This window comes from Marinibaculum pumilum (genome assembly GCF_042646425.1).
Classification (GTDB): Bacteria; Pseudomonadota; Alphaproteobacteria; order Ferrovibrionales; family Ferrovibrionaceae; genus Marinibaculum; species Marinibaculum pumilum.
Window position 1 is genome coordinate 367140 of sequence record NZ_JBHRTR010000034.1, and the last position, 22756, is coordinate 389895.

General features: G+C 69.3%; 19 protein-coding genes. 14 read left to right on the top strand and 5 right to left on the bottom strand.

The window, feature by feature from the left end; translation table 11 throughout:
• Window positions 1–101: 101 nt before the first annotated feature.
• From ACFOGJ_RS21560 to ACFOGJ_RS21570, 3 genes are all read left to right on the top strand, one after another.
• Window positions 102–818: an SDR family NAD(P)-dependent oxidoreductase gene (locus ACFOGJ_RS21560; RefSeq protein ID WP_379904443.1), complete on the top strand. Its 717-nt coding sequence runs from the start codon at window positions 102–104 to the stop codon at window positions 816–818.
• Window positions 819–879: 61 nt separating this feature from the next.
• The gene (gene pepN, locus ACFOGJ_RS21565; RefSeq protein ID WP_379904446.1) at window positions 880–3600 is read left to right on the top strand and encodes an aminopeptidase N; all 2721 of its coding nucleotides are present in this window, start codon (window positions 880–882) and stop codon (window positions 3598–3600) included.
• Window positions 3597–4514, top strand: a complete 918-nt coding sequence (locus tag ACFOGJ_RS21570) for an SPOR domain-containing protein (RefSeq protein WP_379904448.1) — start codon at window positions 3597–3599, stop codon at window positions 4512–4514. Before pepN ends, ACFOGJ_RS21570 begins: the two co-directional genes overlap by 4 nt.
• A gap of 89 nt (window positions 4515–4603) precedes the next feature.
• Here ACFOGJ_RS21570 and ACFOGJ_RS21575 read toward each other — a convergent pair whose 3' ends face one another.
• From ACFOGJ_RS21575 to ACFOGJ_RS21590, 4 genes are all read right to left on the bottom strand, one after another.
• Window positions 4604–5431: an SDR family NAD(P)-dependent oxidoreductase gene (locus ACFOGJ_RS21575; RefSeq protein WP_379904450.1), complete on the bottom strand. Its 828-nt coding sequence runs from the start codon at window positions 5429–5431 to the stop codon at window positions 4604–4606.
• A gap of 193 nt (window positions 5432–5624) precedes the next feature.
• Complete coding sequence (locus ACFOGJ_RS21580) at window positions 5625–6032, bottom strand: MaoC family dehydratase (RefSeq protein ID WP_379904452.1); 408 nt, start codon at window positions 6030–6032, stop codon at window positions 5625–5627.
• Window positions 6033–6042: 10 nt separating this feature from the next.
• Entirely contained in the window at window positions 6043–6486 is a 444-nt protein-coding gene (locus tag ACFOGJ_RS21585) for a MaoC family dehydratase N-terminal domain-containing protein (protein WP_379904454.1), read from the bottom strand.
• Between the two features lie 7 nt (window positions 6487–6493).
• Complete coding sequence (locus ACFOGJ_RS21590; RefSeq protein ID WP_379904456.1) at window positions 6494–7678, bottom strand: lipid-transfer protein; 1185 nt, start codon at window positions 7676–7678, stop codon at window positions 6494–6496.
• A gap of 109 nt (window positions 7679–7787) precedes the next feature.
• Between ACFOGJ_RS21590 and ACFOGJ_RS21595 the strand changes: the two genes are divergently transcribed.
• The 4 genes from ACFOGJ_RS21595 to ACFOGJ_RS21610 all read left to right on the top strand — a co-directional run bounded on the left by ACFOGJ_RS21595 (window position 7788) and on the right by ACFOGJ_RS21610 (window position 11385).
• Window positions 7788–8471 carry a TetR/AcrR family transcriptional regulator gene (locus ACFOGJ_RS21595; RefSeq protein ID WP_379904458.1) on the top strand — a complete coding sequence of 228 codons (684 nt, stop codon included), beginning with the start codon at window positions 7788–7790 and terminating at the stop codon, window positions 8469–8471.
• 34 nt (window positions 8472–8505) lie between these two features.
• On the top strand, window positions 8506–9282 hold the full coding sequence (locus tag ACFOGJ_RS21600) for an enoyl-CoA hydratase-related protein (protein ID WP_379904460.1): 777 nt from the start codon (window positions 8506–8508) through the stop codon (window positions 9280–9282).
• A gap of 35 nt (window positions 9283–9317) precedes the next feature.
• Window positions 9318–10907, top strand: a complete 1590-nt coding sequence (locus ACFOGJ_RS21605; protein WP_379904462.1) for a class I adenylate-forming enzyme family protein — start codon at window positions 9318–9320, stop codon at window positions 10905–10907.
• Between the two features lie 91 nt (window positions 10908–10998).
• A complete protein-coding gene (locus ACFOGJ_RS21610; protein ID WP_379904464.1) occupies window positions 10999–11385 on the top strand; it encodes a DUF3307 domain-containing protein in 387 nt (128 codons plus the stop codon).
• On the opposite strand, the gene ACFOGJ_RS21615 is transcribed toward ACFOGJ_RS21610, so the two are convergent.
• Window positions 11372–13522: a CHASE2 domain-containing protein gene (locus ACFOGJ_RS21615; protein ID WP_379904466.1), complete on the bottom strand. Its 2151-nt coding sequence runs from the start codon at window positions 13520–13522 to the stop codon at window positions 11372–11374. The two genes, ACFOGJ_RS21610 and ACFOGJ_RS21615, sit on opposite strands and share 14 nt — an antisense overlap.
• 189 nt (window positions 13523–13711) lie before the next feature.
• Between ACFOGJ_RS21615 and ACFOGJ_RS21620 the strand changes: the two genes are divergently transcribed.
• The 7 genes from ACFOGJ_RS21620 to ACFOGJ_RS21650 all read left to right on the top strand — a co-directional run bounded on the left by ACFOGJ_RS21620 (window position 13712) and on the right by ACFOGJ_RS21650 (window position 22740).
• Window positions 13712–14965, top strand: a complete 1254-nt coding sequence (locus ACFOGJ_RS21620) for an EAL domain-containing protein (protein WP_379904468.1) — start codon at window positions 13712–13714, stop codon at window positions 14963–14965.
• A 59-nt stretch (window positions 14966–15024) separates the two neighbouring features.
• Window positions 15025–15666 carry a FecR family protein gene (locus tag ACFOGJ_RS21625; RefSeq protein WP_379904470.1) on the top strand — a complete coding sequence of 214 codons (642 nt, stop codon included), beginning with the start codon at window positions 15025–15027 and terminating at the stop codon, window positions 15664–15666.
• A 124-nt stretch (window positions 15667–15790) separates the two neighbouring features.
• Window positions 15791–17209: an amidase gene (locus ACFOGJ_RS21630; RefSeq protein WP_379904472.1), complete on the top strand. Its 1419-nt coding sequence runs from the start codon at window positions 15791–15793 to the stop codon at window positions 17207–17209.
• Window positions 17210–17458: 249 nt separating this feature from the next.
• A complete protein-coding gene (locus tag ACFOGJ_RS21635) occupies window positions 17459–18184 on the top strand; it encodes an isochorismatase family protein (protein WP_379904473.1) in 726 nt (241 codons plus the stop codon).
• Window positions 18185–18258: 74 nt separating this feature from the next.
• Window positions 18259–20334, top strand: a complete 2076-nt coding sequence (locus ACFOGJ_RS21640) for a hydantoinase/oxoprolinase family protein (RefSeq protein WP_379904475.1) — start codon at window positions 18259–18261, stop codon at window positions 20332–20334.
• Between the two features lie 94 nt (window positions 20335–20428).
• The gene (locus ACFOGJ_RS21645) at window positions 20429–22234 is read left to right on the top strand and encodes a hydantoinase B/oxoprolinase family protein (RefSeq protein ID WP_379904477.1); all 1806 of its coding nucleotides are present in this window, start codon (window positions 20429–20431) and stop codon (window positions 22232–22234) included.
• Between the two features lie 35 nt (window positions 22235–22269).
• Window positions 22270–22740, top strand: a complete 471-nt coding sequence (locus ACFOGJ_RS21650) for a hypothetical protein (protein WP_379904479.1) — start codon at window positions 22270–22272, stop codon at window positions 22738–22740.
• The last annotated feature ends 16 nt before the right edge of the window (window positions 22741–22756 follow it).

Below are 22756 nucleotides of genomic sequence, written 5' to 3' on the forward strand. Positions count from 1 at the left end.
GAAGATGCCGGGCGTGGCAGAACCCGCCGCGGGCGCCGGTCCGGGATCCCGTTTCGGGTTGCCGGGGCGGGGCAGGGCAATCCGGGCAGGAGGGCGATTCGATGTCAGGCTCAGCAGCGACGGCACCCGGCAGCGTGGCCGTGATCGGCGCCGGCGCCGGGCTTTCGGCCGCGGTGGCGCGCCTCTTCGCGCGGGAAGGCCATCCTGTAACCCTCGGCGCGCGCAACCCCGACAAGCTTGCCGATCTCTGCGCGGAGACCGGCGCGCAGGCGCTCGCCTGCGACGCGGTCGATCCGGATGCCGTCGACAGGTTCTTCGACGCGGTGGCCGCGGCACAGGGCGTGCCCGAGGTGGTGGTGTTCAATCCCAGCGCGCGCAGCCGCGGGCCCGTGGCGGAGCTCGACCGCGAGGCGGTCCGGCACAGCCTGATGGTGTCCTGTTATGCCGGCTTCCTGGTCGGCCAGCGGGCCGCCCGGGACATGCTGGCGGCGGGGCGCGGCTCGATCCTGTTCACCGGCGCCTCGGCCAGCGTGAAGGGCTTTGCCCAGTCCGCGCCTTTCGCGATGGGCAAATTCGGCCTGCGCGGCCTGGCCCAGAGCATGGCGCGGGAACTGGCGCCGAAGAACATCCACGTCGCCCATTTCGTCATCGACGGCGGCATCGGCCGGCCCAATCCCGACCCGCGCGAGGGCCGCGGCGGACCGGACAGCCAGCTCGATCCCGATGCGATCGCCGCGGCCTACCTGTTCGCCCATCGCCAGCCGCGCAGTGCCTGGACCTGGGAGTTCGAGCTGCGCCCCTGGACGGAGAGCTTCTGAGCCCGCCCGCGATCCCATTGCCGGCCCGGAGGGGCCGGGACCGACCTTTCTGGAGCACAGGATGCTGGACCGACAGGACATGCCCGCGGCCATCAGGCGGGCGGACTACAGGCCGCCGACCTTCACCGTCGATGCGATCCGCCTGGAATTCGACCTGGATCCGGCGGAGACCATCGTCACCGCGGAACTGTCGCTGCGCTGCCTGACGGAGACCGCCTTCCCGCTGCATCTGGACGGCGAGGACCTGACCCTGCTGGAGCTCAGCCTGGACGGGACGGCGCTCGACCCGGCCCAGCATGTGGACGGCGCCGGCCGGCTGGTGCTGCACGAGCTGCCGCCGCGCGCCGTTCTGCGCACCCGCTGCCGCATCGCACCGGAGGCGAATTCGCGCCTGACCGGGCTGTATCTCTCCAACGGCATCTTCTGCACCCAGTGCGAGGCGCAGGGCTTTCGCCGCATCACCTTCTTCCCCGACCGGCCCGACGTGCTCGCCACCTATGACGTGACGGTCCGCGCCGATGCCGGCAGCTGCCCGGTATTGCTGTCCAACGGCAATTGCGTGGACCGCCAGTCGCTGCCGGACGGACGCCACATGGCGCGCTGGCAGGACCCTTTCCCGAAGCCCAGCTACCTGTTCGCGCTGGTGGCCGGCCGGCTCGACCGCCTGGCCGACACCTTCACCACCCGCAGCGGGCGGCAGGTCGACCTGCATCTCTATGTCGAGCCCGGCCAGGCGGCGCGTGCCCATTGCGCCATGGCGGCGCTGAAGCAGTCGATGGCCTGGGACGAGGCGCGCTTCGGTCTGGAATACGACCTGGACATCTTCAACATCGTCGCGGTCGCGGACTTCAACTCCGGCGCGATGGAGAACAAGAGCCTCAACATCTTCAACGCCAAGTACATCCTGGCGGACGAGGCCACCGCCACCGACACCGACATGGAACTGATCGAAGGCGTTGTGGCGCACGAGTATTTCCACAACTGGACCGGCAACCGGGTCACCTGCCGCGACTGGTTCCAGCTCTCCCTGAAGGAGGGGCTGACCGTGTTCCGCGACCAGGAATTCACCGCCGACCACCGGTCGCGCGCGGTGAAGCGGATCCGCGACGTGCGTACCCTGCGCGCCCGCCAGTTCCCGGAGGATGCCGGGCCGCTCTCCCACCCGGTGCGGCCCGACACTTATGTGGAGATCAACAACTTCTACACCGCGACCGTCTACGAGAAGGGCGCGGAGGTGATCCGCATGATCCACACCATCCTGGGAGAGGCCCGCTTCCAGGCCGGCATGCGGCTGTACCTGGGACGGCATGACGGGCAGGCCGCCACCTGCGAGGATTTCGTCGCGGCGATGGAGGAGGCGAGCGGCTGCGACCTGGTGCAGTTCCGCCGCTGGTACAGCCAGTCCGGCACGCCCCGCGTCACGGCGCAGTGGCATGTCGAGGGCCCGGCATCCGGTGCGGGGCCCGGTGCGGGCGGGCAGGCGCTGCCGGACGGCGGCTGCTTGGTCCTGACCCTGTCGCAGGACACCCCGCCGACCGCGGACCAGGCGGAGAAGGTGCCCCTGGACATCCCGATCCGCCTGGCCTTGTTGGATGGCGAGGGCCGGCCGATCGCCGCCTGGCTGGAAGAGGCGGCAGATGCCGCACCGGACCGGTCGGCGCCGGGCGAGCATCTGCTGCGGCTGACCGGCCCGCGCCAGCGTTTCCGCTTCCGGCCCGCCGAGGCGCAGGAGCATGCGCCGCTGCCGTCCCTGAACTGCGGTTTCTCCGCGCCGGTGATCCTGCACGCCGATTATGGCGATGCCGACGATGCCTTCCTGATGGTGCGCGACCCGGATGCGGTGAACCGCTGGGAGGCGGGGCAGCGCTATGCGACCCGGGTGCTGCTTCGGATGGCCGCCGCGGAGGATCCGGCGATGGCGGTCGACGGCCGCTATGTCGATGCCTTTGGCGGCCTGCTGCGCGACGAGGCGATGGATCCGTCCTTCGCGGCGGTCGCGATGGTGCTGCCGGAGGAGGGCTATCTGGCCGACCAGATGGCGGTGGTCGACGTCGACGGGCTGCATGCCGCGCGGGAGGCGATGCTGCGGGCAATCGCCCTGGCGCATCGCAACGTCCTGCTGGGCATGCATGCGCGTCTGCAGCCGGCCCGCCCCTATCGGGCCGATGCCGACCAGGCCGCGTTGCGGGCACAGCGCAACGCCGCGCTGGCGCTGCTGGGCCTGTTGACGGAAGACGCGGAGGTGCAGCGCCTGGTGATGGCCCATTACCGCGACGCCGACAACATGACCGACCGGCTGGCGGCGCTGACCGTGCTGGCGCATCACGGCCAGGAAGCGGCGCGCAACCTGGCTCTGGCGGATTTCGAGGAACGCTATCGCGGCGAGGCGCTGGTGCTCGACAAGTGGCTGGCCGTCCAGGCACAGGCGCCCCGCCGCGACGCCCTTGCCACGGTGCGCCGACTGCTGGACCATCCCGCCTTCAGATTGTCCAACCCGAACCGGGTCTATGCCTTGATCGGAGCCTTCGCGATGCGCAACCAATGGCGCTTTCACGCCGCCGATGGCGGCGGCTACGCCTTCCTGGCGGAGCAGGTGAAGAAGCTGGACGGGCTCAACCGCCAGGTTGCCGCCCGCATGGCGGGTGCGTTCGGCCGCTGGCAGCGCTATGACGGGCCGCGGCAGAACCTGATGCGCGCCGCGCTGGAGAGCATCCGCGACATGCCCGGCCTGTCGCGCGATACCTTCGAGATCGTCAACAAGTCGCTCGAGGTGGGGAAATGAGGCGCCCGGTTCCGCTTCTCGCGGCTCTCGGCACGGCGATCCTGCTCCAGACGGCCGCCATGGCGCCCGCCGTCGCGGCGGAGGAAGGCTATGGCGCGCATCTGGCGTCCTACTTCAATCGCACCGATGCGGAGCGCGGCTGGCGCATCCTGGAGAAGCGGATTCCCGCGCAACTGAAAGGGCACCAGCCGCTCTATCGCGAGGCGCGTGTGAAAGGGCGGACCTATATCCGCCTGCTGACCGGCCCGTTCGACACGGTGGCGGCGGCGCGCAGCTATTGCGCGGAGGTGAAGCGGGGCTGGAGCTATTGCGACGTGCTGACCCTGCATGACCTGAAGCCGGTCGACACGCCGGCGCCGAAGGTCGTGACCAAGCCCAAGCCCAAGCCGCAGATGCCGGAGCCGGCGAAGGAGCAACCGCCGAAGCCGGAGATGAAGCCGGAAATGCCGGCCGAGCAACCGGCGCAGGACAGCATGGAAAAGCCGGCCATGACCGACACGGGCAAGTCCGATGGGGGCAGGGACGGCAGCGACATGGGCGTCGCCGATTTCCGGATCGAGGGCCGCGACCTGCCGCCGCTGCCGCAGAGCAAGGCGCGGTTGTCGCCGCAGCAGCGCGCCGTCTTCCGCGCGATCGAGGGCAACTGGATCCAGTACGACGGCAATTGCTCCACCGACCTGATGCAGGTCGGCGACGGCGCGGTGCGCCGCCTCGTCGGCGGCACGGCGCAGCCGGAGGAGGCATGCGAGGTGCGGCGCGAGGGGCCGACCGTGGCCCTGTTCTGCGACGGCGGCAAGGAACTCTGGCTGGAGATGATCAACGAGGACGAGATGGTCCTGCGCCGCAGCAAGGCGCATGGCGGCGCGCCCTACGAGAGCATCGACCAGCTGATGTCCCGCTGCCTGAAGGGGTAGGGCGGGCTGCCTGGAACATGTCCCGCCAGTCCGGCGTCCGGACTGGCGGGACGGCTTCCAGACCTATGGCCTGGAGCGACCGGGGTTCGTCAGATCAGGATGCCGCCCCCGCAGACCACGACCTGGCCGCTGATATAGTTCGATTCCGGGGTGCAGAAGAGGTAGACGGCGCCGGCCGCCTCCTCCGGCGTGCCGCCCCGGCCCAGCGGGATCATCGCGTCCATGGTCTGCAGCAGCTGCGGCTGCACGCCGACCTTGATCTCGCGGCCCTCGACATCGATGGTCGCCTGCTTGTCCTCGATCGCCTGGGTCAGGCGGGTGCGGATCAGGCCGAAGGCGACGCAGTTCACGTTCACCTTGTAGCGGCCCCATTCCTTGCACAGGGTGCGGGTCATGCCGATCAGGGAAGCCTTGGCCGAGGAATAGCTGACCTGGCCGGCATTGCCGTACAGACCGGCGATGGAGGAGATGTTCACCACCTTGCGGAACACCTCGCGCCCCTCCTGCGCCTCCTTCTTCGCCATCACGCGGATCGGCTCCGCGGCGGCACGCAGGATGCGGAACGGGGCGACCAGATGCACGTCGAGCATCGCCTGGAACTGCTCGTCGGTCATCTTCTGGATGGTGGCATCCCAGGTATAGCCGGCATTGTTGACGATGATGTCGACACCGCCGAACTCCTCCATCGACGCGGCGATGAAGCGGTCGGCGAAGCCGGCGGCGGTGACGCTGCCGTTCACCGCGATGGCGGTGCCGCCGGCATCGGCGATCTCCTTCGCCACCGCATTGCCCGGCTCCTCGTCCAGGTCGTTGACCACGAGCTTCGCGCCCTCGCTCGCCAGCTTCAGCGCGATCTCCCGCCCGATGCCGCGGCCGGAGCCGGTGACCAGCGCGGCCTTGCCGTCCAGCTTGCCCATGTTTGTGCCTCCCCAGATGCTGCTGGCGGCCCGATCCGGCCGCCGCGATGACAAAGTTGAAATCCGCCGCCCCAGCCGACTCCCGTCGTTCCAGGGCCTGACCCTGGAACCCATTCCGCCAGCCGCGGAGCGCCCAGCCGCTGGCGGAATGGATCCCGGCTCAAGGCCGGGATGACAGGAACGACGCGCCGCCTCAGCCGAGCGCGACGACGGCCTCGCCGGCCAGCTTCACCTCGTCCGCCTCGTCCTTCGTGGTCAGCGACAGGCGCGCGCGTCGCTCGCCGCCTTCCTCGAACAGCTCCGTGACCACCCCTTCGCAGGTCAGCTTCGCGCCCAGCTGGGTGATCGCCTGGAAGCGGGTGGAGAAGCTGCGGATCCGGTCGGGGGCCACCGCGTCGGTCAGGGCATTGCCCAGATAGGCCATGACCAGCATGCCGTGGCTGAAGACGTCCGGAAAGCCGGCCTTCTTCGCGAAATCGATGTCGACATGGATCGGGTTGTGGTCGCCGGAGGCGCCGCAATAGAGCGCCAGCCGGTGGCGGGTGATCGGCGGGAAGCTCTTCGATACCAGCTTCTGGCCGACCGCGATCTGGTTCGTCATCGCCGCCTCCTCAATTACGCACCACGATGGCGCGCGTCGCATCGGCGACATGGGCGCCGTCCTGGTTGGTCACCCTGGTCGCCACGTCGACGATGGTCAGGGCACCGCCCTTCTTTTCCGCCACCCCGGTGATGGTGGAGGCGAAGGTCAGCGCATCGCCGACCACCACGGGTGCGTGATAGGCAAAGCTCTGCTCGCCGTGCAGCACCCGGGCGAGGTCGATGCCCAGATCCTCCAGGAAGGCGAAGGGGTTCTCGGCATCCATCATTTCCAGGCAGAAGAGATAGGTGGGCGGCACCGGCACGCCGCGATGGCCGGCAGCCTTCGCGGCAGCCGGGTCGCGGTAGACCGGGTTCGTCTCTCCGATCGTGTCGAAGAAGAAGCGCAGGCGCCCCGGCTCCACGACCGCGTGGACCGGGGCGAAGCTGCGCCCCACGGCGGACTGGTCGACCATCGCCGCCTCAGACCCGCTGATAGAGGGTGGTGACGCAGGCGCCGCCCAGGCCCAGATTGTGCTGCAGGGCCGTCGCCGCCCCCTCCACCTGGGTGGTGCCGGCGGTGCCGCGCAGCTGCCGGGTCAGTTCGTAGCACTGCGCCAGGCCGGTGGCGCCCAGCGGATGGCCCTTTGACAGGAGCCCGCCGGAGGGATTGGTGACCACCTTGCCGCCATAGCTGTTGTCGCCATCCTCGACGAACTTCTCCGCCCCGCCTTCCGGGCAGAGGCCCAGCGCCTCGTAGGTGATCAGTTCGTTCTGCGCGAAGCAGTCGTGCAGTTCCACCACGTCCAGATCGTCGGGCCCGATGCCGGCCTGGTCGTAGACCTTGTCCGCCGCATCCTTCGCCATGTCGTAGCCGACGACCTTCATCATGTCGTCGCTGTCGAAGGTCGAGGAAAGGTCGGTGACCATCGCCTGGCCGGCAATGCCGACGGAGGCGTCCAGGCCGTGGCGCTTCGCGAATTCCGGCGAGACAAGGATCGCGGCCGCCGCGCCGCAGGTCGGCGGGCAGGCCATCAAGCGGGTCATCACGCCGGGCCAGATCACCTGCGCGCCCATCACCTCGTCGGCCGTGACCTCCTTGCGGAACAGCGCCAGCGGGTTGTTCGCCGCATGACGGCTGGCCTTCGCCCGCACCTTGGCGAAGGTTTCCAGCTTCGTGCCGTATTTCTCCATATGCGACAGGCCGGCACCGCCGAAATAGCGCAGTGCCAGCGGGATTTCCTCGTTGCCCACCAGCCGGTCGGTGACCTTGTCGAACTCCACGAAGGGGCTCGGCCGGTCGTTGAAGATCGCACCCAGCGCGCCGGGGCGCATCTGTTCGAAGCCGAGCGCCAGCACGCAGTCGGCGGCGCCGCTGGCCACTGCCTGGCGGGCAAGGAACAGCGCCGTGGAGCCGGTCGAGCAGTTGTTGTTCACATTGACGATCGGGATGCCGGTCAGGCCCAGCGGATAGATCGCCTTCTGGCCGGCCGTCGAGTCGCCATAGACATAGCCGGCATAGGCCTGGTCCACCAGGTCGTAGCCGATCCCCGCATCCTTCAGGGCGAGGCGGGCGGCTTCCGTCCCCATCTCGTCATAGGGCGCGCTGGCGCCCGGCTTGGCGAAGGGGATCATGCCGACCCCCGCGACGATGACCTTCGGATCCATGCCGTTCCCTCCCGTCCGTGGTCCCGGAGAAGATTACCCCGTGGACATTAAATGACCCACCGGTAATATAATCGCCGACGATGAGCGTCAAGACAGGACCGGAGGACAGGTGACGGACGAAGAGGGCGAGGCAGGGACGGCGACGGGGGTGGAGGTTCAGCCCTGGATCCCGTTCGAGGACCGGCGCCGGGCCCGCGGCCGGAAGAAGGAAGCCGTGCTGCGCATGGCGGTGCGCCTGTTCCTGGAGAACGGCGTCCACCGCACCTCCCTGGCAGAGGTCGCTGCCGCGCTGAACATCACCAAGCCGGCGCTGTACAATTATTTCCGCAGCAAGGACGAGATCCTGTTCGAATGCTGCCGCCTGGGGCGGGAGATGTACGAGGCCGGCATCGCCGACATCGCCGCCCGCGACGGCTCGGGCCTGGAGAAGCTGCGGGCCCTGATCCGCTCCTACGCGAAGGTGATCACCCAGGATTTCGGCCAGTGTCTGGTGCGGTTCGACGACCGCGAACTGTCGCCGGAAGCGCGCGCGGACATCCGTCGCGCCAAGCGCCGCATCGACGCCGCCTTTCGCGAGCAGATCGCGCGCGGCATCTCCGACGGATCCATCCGCCCCTGCGACCCGAAGGTCGCCGGCTTCGTGATCACCGGCGCATTGAACGGCATCGGCACCTGGTACAGCCCGGACGGTCCGCTGTCGGTGGACGAAATCGCCGACGGCTTCGTCGAGCGGCTGGTGGACGGGCTGGCGGTCCGGCGCGTGCCGGCAAAGGCAAAGGTCGCTGAGGCATAGGGCCGTGGCCGGCCGCCAAATGGAGGAACGAACGATGGCAATGATCCTGACGGAAAGGCACGGCGCGGTGGCGCTGTTGACCCTGAACAATCCCGACCAGATGAACGCGCTTGCGGCAGACCTGATGACCGGCCTGCAGGATGCGCTGGATGCGGCATTGGCAGATGACGGGGTGCGGGCGGTCGTGATCACCGGGGCGGGGCGCGGCTTCTGCGCCGGCGCCCAGTTCGGCGGCGACACCTTCGACCGCGGTGCCGGCATCGGCGAGAAGATGCGCGGTTCCATCAATCCGCTGATTGCGAAGATGCGCGGTTGCGGCAAGCCGATCGTCACCGCGGTCAACGGCGCCGCGGCGGGCGCCGGGGTTGGGGTCGCCCTGTCCGGCGACATCGTAATCGCCGCCCGTTCGGCCCGTTTCATCCTGTCCTTCGTGCGGCTGGGGGCGGTGCTGGACGGCGGCACCTCGCGCCTGCTGCAGCAGGCGATCGGCGCGCCGCGGGCCCGCGCGCTCGCCCTGACCGGCGAACCGCTGGGGGCGGAACAGGCCGCCGAATGGGGGCTGATCTGGAAATGCGTCGACGATGCCGCCCTGCGCGACGAGGCGCTGGCCGTAGCGGCGAAGCTGGCCGCCGGCCCGCCGATCGCCATGGCGCTGATCAAGGCGGAATGCGAGGCCGCCTGGACCGCCGACCTGGACGCGGTGCTGGACGGCGAGGCCGAGGCGCAGACCAAGGCCTTCGTCACCGACGACCTGAAGGAAGGGGCGGCGGCCTTCGTGGAGAAGCGCGCGCCGAAATTCGCCGGACGCTGAATGTGCCGGCGCGGCGCGCAACGGGAGGAACGACAATGGACAGCAACGATAGCGGCGCCATCAACGCACCGGCTGAAGGCCGTGCGCTCGGCCGCATGGTGGCGGGCAGCATCCCCGCGGTGGCGGCGATGCGCTTTCGCGACCGGGAGGCGATCACCTGCGCCGGCACCGGACGGCGCTTCAGCTTCCGCCAGGTGGACGCGCGCGCCAACCGGCTGGCGAACGGCCTGGCCGGGCTGGGTCTGGCAAAGGGGGACTGCGTCGCCTTCCTGTGCAACAACCGCGCGGAGGTGGTGGAGGCCTACTTCGCCATCGCCAAGCTGGGCCTGGTCGGGCTGCCGCTGAACTATCGCCTGGCGCCGGCGGAGATCGTTGCCCTGATGCAGTCGATGGGGGCGAAGGCGATGCTGTTCGCGACCCGCTTCGCCGCGGCCGCCGAGGGGGTCCGCGCCGCCCTGCCGCAGGTCGCGCAGTTCGTCGCCATCGGCGACGACGCTCCGGACTGGGCGAGGCCCTACGAGGACCTGCTGGCCGGCGCCTCCGCCGCGGCGCCGGAGGTCGAGGTGGCGGAGGCCGACCCGTTCTACTTCAACCTGACCTCCGGCACGACGGGCCTGCCGAAGGCCTATCGCCTGACCCATCTGAACAACTGCGCGATCAGCCCGATGTTCGAGGGCATGGACACCACCTCGCGCGACGTGATGATGACCGTCTTTCCCGCCTTCGGCCGGGTCGGCTATGCCTGGATCGCGGCCGGGCTGATGTTCGGGGCGCGGAACGTGCTGACGGACTTCGCCCCCGCCGAGGCGCTGCGCCTGTTCGAGGCGGAGAAAGTCACGATCCTCAACCTGGTGCCGACCATGGCGGCGATGCTGCTGGCGGAGCCCAGCCTGGAGGGGCGCGACCTGTCGTGCCTGCGCGGCCTGGTCTTCGCCGGGGCGATGTTTCCGCCCAGCCTGCGCCAGAAGGTGGCGGAGAAGCTCTGCCCCGCGCTGTACGAATATTACGGCATGCAGGAGACCGGCGCGCTTGTGATGACCACGCCGTTGGACCGGCAAGTGCAGCCGGAGTCCGTCGGCGTGCCGCTCGCATTCGCCGACATCCATATCGAGCGCGCCGACGGCAGCCGCGCCGCACCGGGCGAACTGGGCGAGGTGGTGGGCCGTTCGCCCGCCACCGTCACCGCCTATTTCGACAACCCGGAAAAGAGCGCGGAGACCTTCCGCGGCGGCTATGTCCATACCGGCGACCTGGGCTTCATGGACGAGGACGGCTTCCTGTTCATCAAGGGCCGGCTGAAGGACATGATCATCACCGGTGGCCAGAACGTGCATGCCGCGGAGGTCGAGGATTGCCTGCTGGCGTTGGACGGGGTCGCCGACGCCACCGTCTTCGGCCTGCCCGACGAATTCTGGGGCGAACGGGTGACCGCCCTGATCGTCCGTGGCGGCGAGGCCGGCGGCGGCCTGACGGAGGAGGCGGTGATCGCCCATTGCCGGCAGAGCCTGGCCGGCTTCAAGACGCCGAAGACGGTGCTGTTCGCCGACGAGCCCCTGCCGCGCACGCCGACCGGCAAGGTGCAGAAATTCCTTCTGGTGGAACGTTACGCGGACAGCGGCAGCTGACGACCGCCACCGTCGCACCGGCCGCCGCGCCGCAGCGGGCCACCCAGCATAGGGCCTTTGCCAGCGGCGCGGCGCCGGACTATACGGCGGGATGACCGACGGCTTCGCCACCCTGATCGCCATCTACATCGCCTTCGTGGCGAAGCAGTTCCTCTGCGACTTCCTGCTGCAGACCACATGGATGGCGCGCGGCAAGGAACGCAGTGCCGGCTGGCTGCGGCCGCTGGCGACGCATGTCGGCATCCATGCCGCCGGCACCCTGGCCATCGCCCTGGTCGCGGCGCCGCAGTTCTGGTTCCTGGCCCTGGTCGACATTGCCGTCCATGCCGGCATCGACCGCGGCAAGGCGCTGGCCTCCCGCGGCACGCCGCCGACGGAGCCGCGCTTCTGGTGGCTGCTGGGCGCTGACCAGGCGCTGCACCAGCTGACCCATTTCGCCTATGTCCTGCTGCTGGCGGGACTGATCAGGACAGATTGACCACGGTGCCGGTTTCGCCTGCGGCGATGCGGGCGGCATGCAGCCGGGCCAGCGGGTCGTCGGGATGGGCGGCGGCATGGGCCAGCATTGCCGCGCCGGCATCCGGCCCGCCGGCCGCCAGCGTCTCGAAGGCCTGCCGGTAGGCGCGCACCGCCTCCGTCTCCGCCGCCACCGGCGCGACGGTTTCGATCCCGGTGCTGCGTCCCTTCACCAGCAGGGTCGCGATCGGACGGAAGGCGAAGCGTCTGCACGCCTTCGCCGTCGCGCCTGCGATGCAGATCCGGGTCCCCAGCGGCTTGTTGGCCGCCTCCAGCCGCGCGGCGGTGTTGATGGCATCGCCATGGGCGGTGTAGTCGAAGCGCCCGGCGCCGCCGAAATTGCCGACCACCGCCGGGCCGGTATTGACCCCGATCCGGGTGATGCCGATCGACCGGCCCCGGTCGGCCTGCGCGGCGGCGAAGCGGTCGGTGGCGGCGCCGATCTCGATCGCACAGGCGACGGCGCGGTCGGCATGGTCGGGCTGGTCCAGCGGCGCGTTGAACATGGCATGGACCGCATCGCCGACGATCTTGTCGATGGTGCCGCCATGGCGCATCACGATGCCGCAGACCTCCGACAGGTAGGCGTTCATCACCTCCACCAGCTCCGCAGGGTCGGCCTGTTCCGTATAGCGGGTGAAGCCCTCCAGGTCGGTGAACAGGAAGGTCATGGAGCGGCTTTCGCCCCCCAGACGCAGCCGGTCCGGCCGGTCGGCGATGGCGCGCACCATCTCCGGCGCCAGGTAGTGGGCGAAGGCGTGGCGCAGCCGGCGCCGGTCGCCTTCCACCAGGGCAGTGCGCGTCAGGCTGGCGGCGGCGAAGGCGGTGGCCATGGCGAGAGCCGGGGTGACCGGGTCCAGCAGCAGGCGGGCGCCGGTGAACAGCCCGAAGGCGCCGAGGCCCAGCGCCGCCGCCAGCGCCAGGAACAGGCCGAGCGCCACGGCCGGACGCAGCCAGGCGGCGCAGAGCAGGACAATGGCGGCGCCGGCGAGGCCCAACGCCAGTTCCCCGGCCGGCGCCCAGGGCGGGCGCACCAGATGGGCCCCGGTCAGGATCTGCTCCAGGGCCTGGGCGTGCAGATTGACCCCCGGCTCGAACGGGTTGACCGGCGTGGTGCGCAGGTCGGACAGGCCGACGGCGCTGGTGCCGATCAGGACGATATGGCCGCGGACCCGGGCGGCGATGTCCGCCTGCCCGTCCAGCACCTGCCCGTCCAGCACCTGCCATGCCGGCAGCATCCGGCCGCTGCCAGCCGGCCGGAAATGCAGCCAGTACTCGCCCGCGCTGTTGACCGGGATCTCGATTCCGCCGACCCGGAGCAGCATGCCCGGCCCGTCGACGAACGGGGCGGATGCGGGCGGTGCCGTCCGCACCGCGATCGTCTCCTGCCGCTGCGCGACCCGCAATGCCTCCAGTGCCAGGGAGGGGACCAGTTCGCCCCGAAAGGCGGAGAGCAGCGGGATGCGGCGGACGATTCCGCCATCGCCGCCGACCAGGCTGAAGCTGCCATTGCCCGTCGCCGCTGCCTCCAGCACCGGCAGGTTCGTGACCGCGCCGGGAAAGGCGAACAGGCCGCCGATCGGATCCGGGCCGATGACGGCGAAGCCGGCCTTGATCGCGGGCGCGCGGGAGGACGGCCGCGGCGTGAGGCCGAAACCCGTCACCACCCGGGCCGCCGCCATCGTCGCCGCCAGGTCGCGGTCGAAGTCGGGCATCGCGTCCGGCGCCAGCGACAGGTCAAGCAGGCCGCGGCGTTGCCAGTCCGCAACCAGCCGGGCCGGGGAGGCGCGGTCCGGCTCCGACAGCAGAATGTCGAGGACGATCGCAGCCGCACCCATCCCGTCCAGCTGCGCGATCAGCCGGGCCAGGGTGTCCCGGGGCCAGGGCCATTGGCCGACCCGTTCCAGCGAGGTGTCGTCGATATCGACGACCGTCACCGGAACCGGGCGTTCCTGTCGCGGCGCCTGCAGTTGCAGCAGGTCGAACGCCGCTTCCCGCAGGGCCGTAAACGGGGGCGGCAGGGCGACGCGCAGCACGACGAAAGCGGCCAGGGCCAGCAGCCCGGCCAGCAGGGTCAGGTATCGGTAGCGGCGCGACAAGGCTTCTCGTCGGTCTTTCAGGGGTCTTTGCAGGCCATCGGGCTTGTTCAGCCCGGCAGGCCGCGGCGACGACACGGCTGGCCTTTCCCGGCAACCGTTTTACATCAGCGGGATGGACAGATGGTGCTGAAACTATTTGTTAGGCCCGATATTCCAGACTGCGGGACCATGCCCGGGCCGCAGGCCTGAATGAGCGGGGCGGACAGGGAAGCGCAGTTCGTGCCATCCAAGGACAGCATATTCGTGCCCGCAGGGACGGTCCTGTTCCGGCAGGGCGATGCCGGCGACTGCGCCTATGTGGTCGAGGAAGGGCGCATCGCGATCTCCCTGCAGGATGCGGCGCAGTCCCGCCGGGTGGCGATGCGGGGACGCGGCGAGATCTTCGGCGAGATGGCGATCGTGGACGGCAGCACCCGCTCCGCCACCGCCACGGCAATCGAGGATTCCCGTCTTCTGGTCGTGACCGCCGACCGGCTGTCGCACCGGCTGGCGGCGGCGGACCCGGTCCTGCGCATGGTGGTGGACGTGCTCTCCGGCCGGCTGCGCGCCACCATGGCGCAGCTGGCCAGGACCGAGCGTGCTGCCGCATCCGACGCGCCGGTGCCCGCCACCGGCCCGGAACCCGGCACGGGCGAGCATAGCGCGATGGCGGATATCCGGCTGGAGCAGGACCTGGTGAAGGGCATCGCCCGCGGCGAGCTCTGCCTGCATTTCCAGCCGATCGTCGAACTGGCGGAGCGCCGGGTGCTGGGCTTCGAATCCCTGGCGCGCTGGAACCATCCGGAGCGCGGCCTGCTGCCGCCGGCCGACTTCATCCCGCGGGCGGAGACCAGCGGGCTGATCACGGCGATCACCCGTTGGGCGCTGCCACGCGCCCTGGATGATCTGCTCCGGCTGACCGAGGCAGCCTCGGCGGCGCAGGTCTATGTCACCGTCAACGTCTCCGTCGCCGACCTGCAGGACCCGGACTTTCCCGGCTTCATCGCCTCCTGCCTGGCAAGCCGGCCGGACGCCGAAGGGCGGCTGAAGATCGAGGTGACGGAAAGCCTGATGCTGGCGCAGCCGGATCGCGTGCGCGACAGCCTGCACCGCTGCCGCGAGATGGGCGTGGATGTCGCGATCGATGATTTCGGCACCGGCTATTCCAGCCTCGGCCATCTGCACCGCCTGCCGATCGGCGCCCTGAAGATCGACCGCAACTTCATCGCCGCTTTCGACCATGGCGAGAACGGCCGCAAGATCGTGCAGACGATTCTGCGACTGGCCGAGGATCTGGTCATTCCCACCATCGCGGAAGGGGTCGAGACCGAGGAGCAGGCCGCCCTGCTGGCGGAGATGGGGTGCGGCCAGGGGCAGGGCTATCTGTTCGCCAGGCCGATGCCGCCGGAGGCCGCAGGCCGCTGGCTGCGGGACCGGTCGTCCGGCCGGCGCGCCGTGGCCTGATGCGGCCCGCCGGTCTGCGGCAAGCCAGGGCCGGAAACCGTCAAAGGAGGATGAAATCGATGCCAGTCGCCACGAGAAGTCTGGCCGGGGCCTTGTGCGCCGGCCTCCTGCTGGTCGTCGGTGCCGCATCTGCCCGGGCGGAAGGGCAGGATATCGGCGCGGTGGACAAGGTGCAGAACACCGTTCTGGCCGAGCAGGGCGCCGGGCAGCGGACCCTGGCCGATGGCAGCCCGGTCTATTTCCAGGACCTGCTGCGGTCCGGGGCGGATGCCCGCCTGCAGGCAACCCTGATCGATGAGACGCAGATCACGCTGGGCGAGAACGCCGTTCTGCGGATCGACGAATTCGTCTACGAACCGGGCCCGCGCGGCGGCTCCCTGGCACTGGAGGTGGTGCAGGGCGCCTTCCTGTTCGTCGGCGGCCAGGTCGAGAAGCCGCATGGCGGCGACGTCACCATCGACACCCCGGTCGGCACCCTGGGCATCCGCGGCACCACCGTCTGGGGCGGGCCGCTGGACGGCCGTTACGGGGTGATCGTGCTGGACGGCGAGGTGACGGTGACCAATGCCGGCGGCACCGTCACCCTGACCAAGGGGATGGGCACGATGGTCGACGGTGCGGCGGCCGCCCCCGAGGCCCCGGCGCCCTGGCCGGAGGACCGGATGGGCCGCGCGGTGGCGACGATCTCCTTCGGCGGCTAGGGACCGCACAGCTCCGCTTCTTGGTATGCCCGCAAGTACGGTTGCGATCGGGCACTGGCGCCGACATACCGCAGGATGCCAGTATCCCGCTCTCGCAAGCGCGCAGGAACTTAAGGGGGCAGGCATGGCGGGCGAACCGTTGCACTACAGGAATCTGACCGAGGTCGCGGCCGCGATCGGGCGCGGCGAGGTCAGTTCCGTCGGCGTGACCGAGGCCATCCTGGAACGCATCGCGGAGCTGGATCCGCACTATACCTGCTATCTGCATCTCTGCGCCGAACGGGCACTGCAGCAGGCCGCGCAGGCGGATGCGGAAATCGCGAAGGGCATCCGGAAGGGGGTGCTGCACGGCGTACCGGTCGCGGTGAAGGACCTCTGCTACACCACCTATGCGCCGACCACCGCCGGCACCACGATTCACAGGGGCTTCATGGCGCCCTTCGACGCCACGGTGGTGCAGCGGCTGGAGGTCGCCGGGGCGGTCATGCTGGGCAAGCTGTCGATGACCGAGGGCGCCTATACCAGCCATCACCCGGACGTGCCCTATCCGCCGAACCCCTGGAACGAAGGCTACTGGGTCGGCTCCTCCTCGACCGGCTCCGGCGTCGCCACGGCGCTGGGCATGTGCTTCGGCGCGCTGGGCAGCGATACCGGCGGTTCGATCCGCTTCCCCTCCGCCACCTGCGGTCTGACCGGGATCAAGCCGACCTGGGGCCGGGTCAGCCGGCACGGCGTCTTCGCGCTGGCGGATTCGCTGGACCATGTCGGGCCGATGTGCCGGTCCGCGGCCGACTGTGCCGCGATCCTGCAGGCGATCGCCGGCTGGGACGTCAACGACCCGACCTCGATCGACGCACCCGTCCCCGACTATATGGCGGAGGTCGGCCGCAGCATCCGCGACCTGCGGATCGGCGTCGACCGGCGCTACGCGCTGGACGGCGTGGATCCGCAGATGGCGGCCGCCCTGGAGGCGGCGATAGCGCATTTCGAAAGCCTGGGCGCGCGCATCGTCGACATCGCCTTCCCGGAATCGGAGCCGCTGGTCGCGCAGTGGATCCGGATGTGCGCGATCGAGACGGCGATCGCGCATCTGGAGACCTATCCCGCCCGGGCATCGGAATACGGGCCGGAACTGGCGCAGCTGATCGACGAGGGCCGGCAGACCAGCGGCATCGACGCCGGCAAGGGCTGGCTCGACCGCCTCGCCTTCACCGAGGCGCTGCAGACGATGTTCGGCGGCATCGACTGCATGCTGATCCCGACCATGCCGATGACCATCCCCAGCCTGGTGAAGATGGGGGAATATGGCGAGGATCCGAGCATCCTGACCTCGATTCTGCGCTTCACCGCGCCGTTCGACTTCGCCGGCAATCCGACCATCACCCTGCCGAACGGCTTCGATTCCGACGGCCTGCCGCTGAGCATGCAGCTGGTCGGCCCGCAGCTGGGCGAGGCCGTGCTGGTGCGGGCCGGGCATGCCTTCCAGACCGTGACCGACTGGCATTGCCGGCATCCGCAGGCGGCCCCGGGCGGTGGCGCCTAGGGGCCGGCCCGGCTCGATTGCCGCGGCGCTGGTTCCGTGCGTATGCTGATTGCCGGGCGTCGGCGGTCGCGTTAGATTGCCGGCCTGGGGAGAGCGCCGCAGGCGAAAACTCACGCAAGTCCGCATCAGACGGAGCGCCTGTCACGTGACAATGACCAGTCATTCGCCCTTCGGGTGGCCCGCTGCGACCGCTGCATTCGTATGCCGTCGCGGCCTGCCCGCCGCAACCACCATCCGGGGGACTTTGCGATGAGCCGGCTGCCGACCGCGTCCGGCCGCCCGCAGCTGAGCCGGGAGGAGCTTCAGGAGGTCCTGGAGCAGGTCTTCGCGCTCGATTCCGATTTCTATGCCGGTCGCGGCTTTCAGCGCCGGATCGGCTGGGGCGCGAAGCCGGCGCTGGTCAATATCGACCTGGCCAATGCCTGGACCCGGCCCGGCCATGCCTTCTCCTGCGACGGCATGGACGTGATCATCCCCGGCGTGCAGGCATTGCTGTCCGCCTTTCGTGCCCGCGGCCTGCCGGTGGTCTACACCACGACGGCCTATGCGGTGACCGGCTCCGACAACACCGACATGGGCCTGTGGCACAAGAAGATCCCGGCGGAGCTTCTGCAGCTCGGCACGCCGGAGGTCGCCATCGACGACCGCATCGCGCCCGCCGAGGGCGAGCATGTCATCGTCAAGAAGCGCGCCAGCGCCTTCCACGGGACCTACCTGTCCGGCATGCTGAAGGCGCTGGGGGTGGATACCGTGGTGGTCACCGGGGTGACCTGCGCCGGCTGCGTGCGCCACACCGTCGAGGATGCGATCGCAGAGGGCTTCCGCCCGATCGTCGTGCGCGAATGCGTCGGCGACCGCACCCTCGGCGTGGTGGAATGGAACCTGTTCGACATCGACGCGAAGTTCGGCGACGTGGAGCCGCTGGCCGACGTTCTGGACCGCCTGCGTCGCAATGAGGAGTCCGCCGGCGACTAGTGGAACGGGGATCGCGGGCGGTCGTGGCAACCTGAGTTCAGTAACAGTCTGGATCTGTCGAGGAGAGAAGCGGGATGGCGAAGATCGGCGTCGACGTGGGGGGCACGTTCACCGACCTGATCCTGGAGATCGAGCCGGAAAAGGTGTTCGTGCACAAGGTTCCGTCCACGCCGGCGGACCAGTCCATCGGCGTCCTTAAGGGCATCCTGGAAATCTGCGAGATCGGCGGCATCAGCCCGTCGGACGTCAGCCTGATCGTGCACGGTACCACGGTGGCGACCAACATCACCATCGAGCATAACGGCGCCGAGGTGGGCATGCTGACCACCCGCGGCTTCCGCGACATCATCCATATCGGCCGCCACAAGCGGCCGCACAACTTCTCCATCCAGTTCGACGTGCCCTGGCAGTCCAAGCCGCTGGTGAAGCGCCGCAACCGCATCCCGATCACCGAGCGCCTGCTGCCGCCGGACGGCCGGATCGAGACGCCGCTGGCGGAGGACGAGGTCCGCGCCGCGGTGGAGAAGTTCAAGGAGAACGGCGTGGAGGCGGTGACGATCTGCTTCCTGTTCTCGTTCCTGAACGACAGCCACGAGAAGCGGGCGAAGGAGATCGTGCTGGAAGGCATGCCCGACGCCTATGTCTGCACCTCGTCGGAGGTGGTGGACGTGATCCGCGAATATGAGCGCTTCTCCACCACCGCGATGAACGCCTATGTCGGCCCGCGCACCTCGCGCTACCTGCGCAACCTGGCGAAGAGCCTGCAGGAGAAGGGGATCCAGGCGGAACTGCGGGTGATGCAGTCCAACGGCGGCATCGCGACCGTCGAGACCTGCTCTGAAAAGGCGGTGACCATCCTGCTGTCCGGACCGGCCGGCGGCGTGATCGGCGGCCGCTATTTCGGCGAGATGGCGGGGCAGCCCAACATCATCACCGTGGATATCGGCGGCACCTCGGCCGATATCAGCACGATCCCGGAGACGGGCATCAAGATCAAGAATCCGCGCGACACCTATGTCGGCGACTATCCGGTGCTGGTGCCGATGATCGACATGATCACCATCGGCGCCGGCGGCGGCTCGATCGCCCATCTGGACGAGGCCGGCATGTTCCGTGTCGGCCCGCGGTCGGCCGGCGCCGATCCGGGACCGGCCTGCTATGCCAAGGGCGGCACCGAGCCGACCGTCACGGACGCGCAGGTGGTGCTGGGCCGGCTGGACATCGACCGCTTCCTGGGCGGCGACCTGCCGATCGACTTCGACCTGGCGCGCAAGGCGATCCACGACAGGATCGCGCAGCCGCTGGGCATGAGCCTGGAGGATGCCGCGCTCGGCATCATCAAGATCATCAATTCCAACATGGCGCTGGCGATCCGTTCCAACTCCGTCGCCCGCGGCATCGACCCGCGCAACTTCGCGCTGATGCCGTTCGGCGGCGCCGGCCCGCTGCACGGCACCGCGCTGGCGGAGGCGGTGTTCGCCAGGGAGGTGATCGTGCCGCCGGCGCCGGGCATCACCGCGGCGATCGGCCTGCTGGTGACCGACATGAAGTACGAGTTCACCCGGTCGGTGCTGGCGGTGCTGAACAGCGCCACCCAGGACCAGCTGGACGCCATCAACAAGGCGGCCGACGACCTGACCGCCCAGGCCGCCCGCCAGCTGGAGCAGGACGGCGTGCCGGCCGCCGCCCACCAGTTCACCCGGATCGCCGAGTGCCGCTACCAGGGCCAGGGCTTCGAATTGCGGGCGGAAATGCCCGCCGGCGCCCTGACCATGGACAACAAGCAGGTGGTCATGAACAATTTCCACGAACAGCACCGGATGGACTACGGCTACGCCTTCGACGACGGCAATGTGGAGATCATGACCCTGCGGATCATCGCCACGGCGAATGTCGAGGCGCTGAAATGGCCGCGGCTGGAGGCGGCGAATGGAACGTCGATCGAACCGGCCTATCTCTATTCGCGGGAGACGATCTTCGACAGCGGCGAGAAGCTGGAAACGCCACGCTACGACCGGCTGAAGCTGAAATCCGGCCACCAGGTGCCCGGCCCGGCGGTGGTGATCCAGCACAATTCCACCACCCTGGTGCCGCCGGGCTATGTCGCCAAGGTGGACGACTATTCCAACCTGATCGTCAGCCGCACCTGAGCGGCGGCGCGGTCGGGAGAGGATCGGGGAAACGCGGGACTTGGATGCACCGCTGCCGGCACGGCCGGCCCGGGCGGGCGGAAGGAGAACCAGCATGAACGAGATGACGCCTGTGGCGCACAAGACGGTGGACGTGGATCCGGTGACCCTGCAGATCATCGGCGGTGCGTTCCACACCATCGCCGAGGAGATGGGGCATGTGCTGTACCGCATGTCCTTCTCCTCCATCATCCGGGAGAGCCAGGACCTGGGCGCCGGCCTGTTCGACGCCAAGTTCCAGACCCTGTGCGAGTCGGACTCCACCCCGCTGCATATCGGCTCCCTGCCGGGCTACCTGCACGGCATCCAGGAAAGCCTGCAGGGCGGCGAGTGGCACGAGGGTGACGTGATCATCCACAACCACCCCTATTACGGCGCCTCCCATTCGCCGGACATCGCGATCGTGATCCCGGTCTTCTACCAGGGCGAGCTGGTCGGCTTCTCCGCCAACACCGCGCATCATGTCGATATCGGCTCCGCCACCCCGGGCCTGATCATCGACATTCCCGACGTCTTCGCCGAGGGCATGCTGTTCGCCGGCATCAAGCTGTACGAGAAGGGCAAGCGCAACGAGGGCATCTGGCAGTTCATCAAGTACAACAGCCGCACCGCGAAGCAGACGATGGACGATCTGGACGCGCAGATCGCCTCCGCCCGGCTGGGCGAGCGCCGCTTCCGCGAGCTGATGGACCAGTACGGCAAGGATGTCGTCCTGTCGGCGGCCGACCAGCTGATGGACAACATGGAAAGCCTGATGCGCAAGCGCATCGCCGAGATCCCCGACGGCGAGTATTTCGCGGAAGGGTTCATGGACGATGACGGCCGCAACCGCGGTGTGCATCTGCCGATCAAGGTCTGCGTCCGGATCAAGGGCGACGAGGTCGAGGTCGACCTGACCGGCTCCGCCGACCAGGTGCCCACCGGCTTCAATGTGCCGTTCGAAGGGTCGACGAAGGTCGCCTGCTTCTTCGCCTTCCGGGCGCTGCTGCTGGACAGCTACACCTCCGAGACCGAGGTGCGCGCCAACGAGGGCTCGTTCCGGCCGATCAAGGTGACCGCGCCGAAGGGCAGCATCTTCAACCCGGAATTCCCGGCGGCGGCGGAGGCCCGCTTCTGCCAGTGCAACCGGATGATCGACTGCATCCTGCGGGCGCTGGCCCCGGTGATCCCGGAGCGGGTCAATGCCGGCAATTCCGCCAGCCTGTCCTTCGCCGCCTATTCCGGCGTGCGCCCCTCCGGCGACTATTGGGTTTTCCTGGAGGTGAACGAAGGTGCCTATGGCGGGCGGCCGCATTCCGACGGGCCGGACAGCATCGACAACCTGATGTGCAACACCCGGAACAACCCGATCGAGGACCTGGGCATGCACCTGCCGATGGTCTGCGACCGCTACGAGCTGCGCGACGACGTGATGCCGGGGGCGGGCCGCTATCGCGGCGGCATCGGCGTGGTTAAGTCGCAGCGGCTGCTGACCCCGGGCTCGATCACGCATGAGAACGACCGCCACGACGACACCCCCTGGGGCGTGTTCGGCGGCACGCCGGGCGCCTGCGGCAAGGTGGAGATCTACAACGCCGACGACCCGTCCGGCCGCAAGTCGGTGGAAGCCAAGTTCTCCGGCCTGCAGACCAAGGCCGGCGACGTGATGGCCTTCTACGCGCCCTGCGGCGGCGGCTATGGCGATCCGCTGGAGCGCCCGGCGGAGAAGGTCCGCGAGGACGTGCTGGACGACTTCTGCAGCCGCGACTGGGCCTACGAGGCCTATGGCGTCGTGCTGGACGACAAGCTGCGCCTCGATGCCGCTGCGACTGAGCAGCGCCGCCAGGACCTGCGGGCACAGCGCCCGGCCGCGGCAGAGTAGGGGCGGGCAAGGCGCCGGACGGCACGGCCAGGGTCATGTCCTTCTGCGGCGGGCCGGTGCCGCCCGTCATGCCGGGCTTCTGGCCGGCCCAGCCCCGGGAGGGGGAGGGGCCGGCCGGTGGCGATGGCACGGCTGCGCCGGCCGCCCGCCCGCCGGAAGGCTGGCTCTACTATTTCCTCAGGCTGCCGGCCGGGCGCAATCCGCTCACCGACCAGTACCGGGAGGCAGTCCGCCTGCGCCGCGCGCTGGAGGGCTGGCTGGCGGCGCATCACGTGCCCCGGCCGCTGCTGGACCGGTCCGGCCGGCCGCTTGGCGAACTGGTTTCCGTGGTCTTCCGCCATGACCAGCCGGAGCGGGTGCTGGCCTTCCGGATGTTCTGCAACCAGCTTGGCCTGGCGGAGGCGATGGATCATTTCCGGGTGGTGCCGGGGCGCTGTCCGCGCACCACGCCGCCGGCATCGCCGCCGGACGCGTTTCCGCCCCTGTTCCGGCCGAAACGCGCATGAGGCGCGTGTGCGTCAG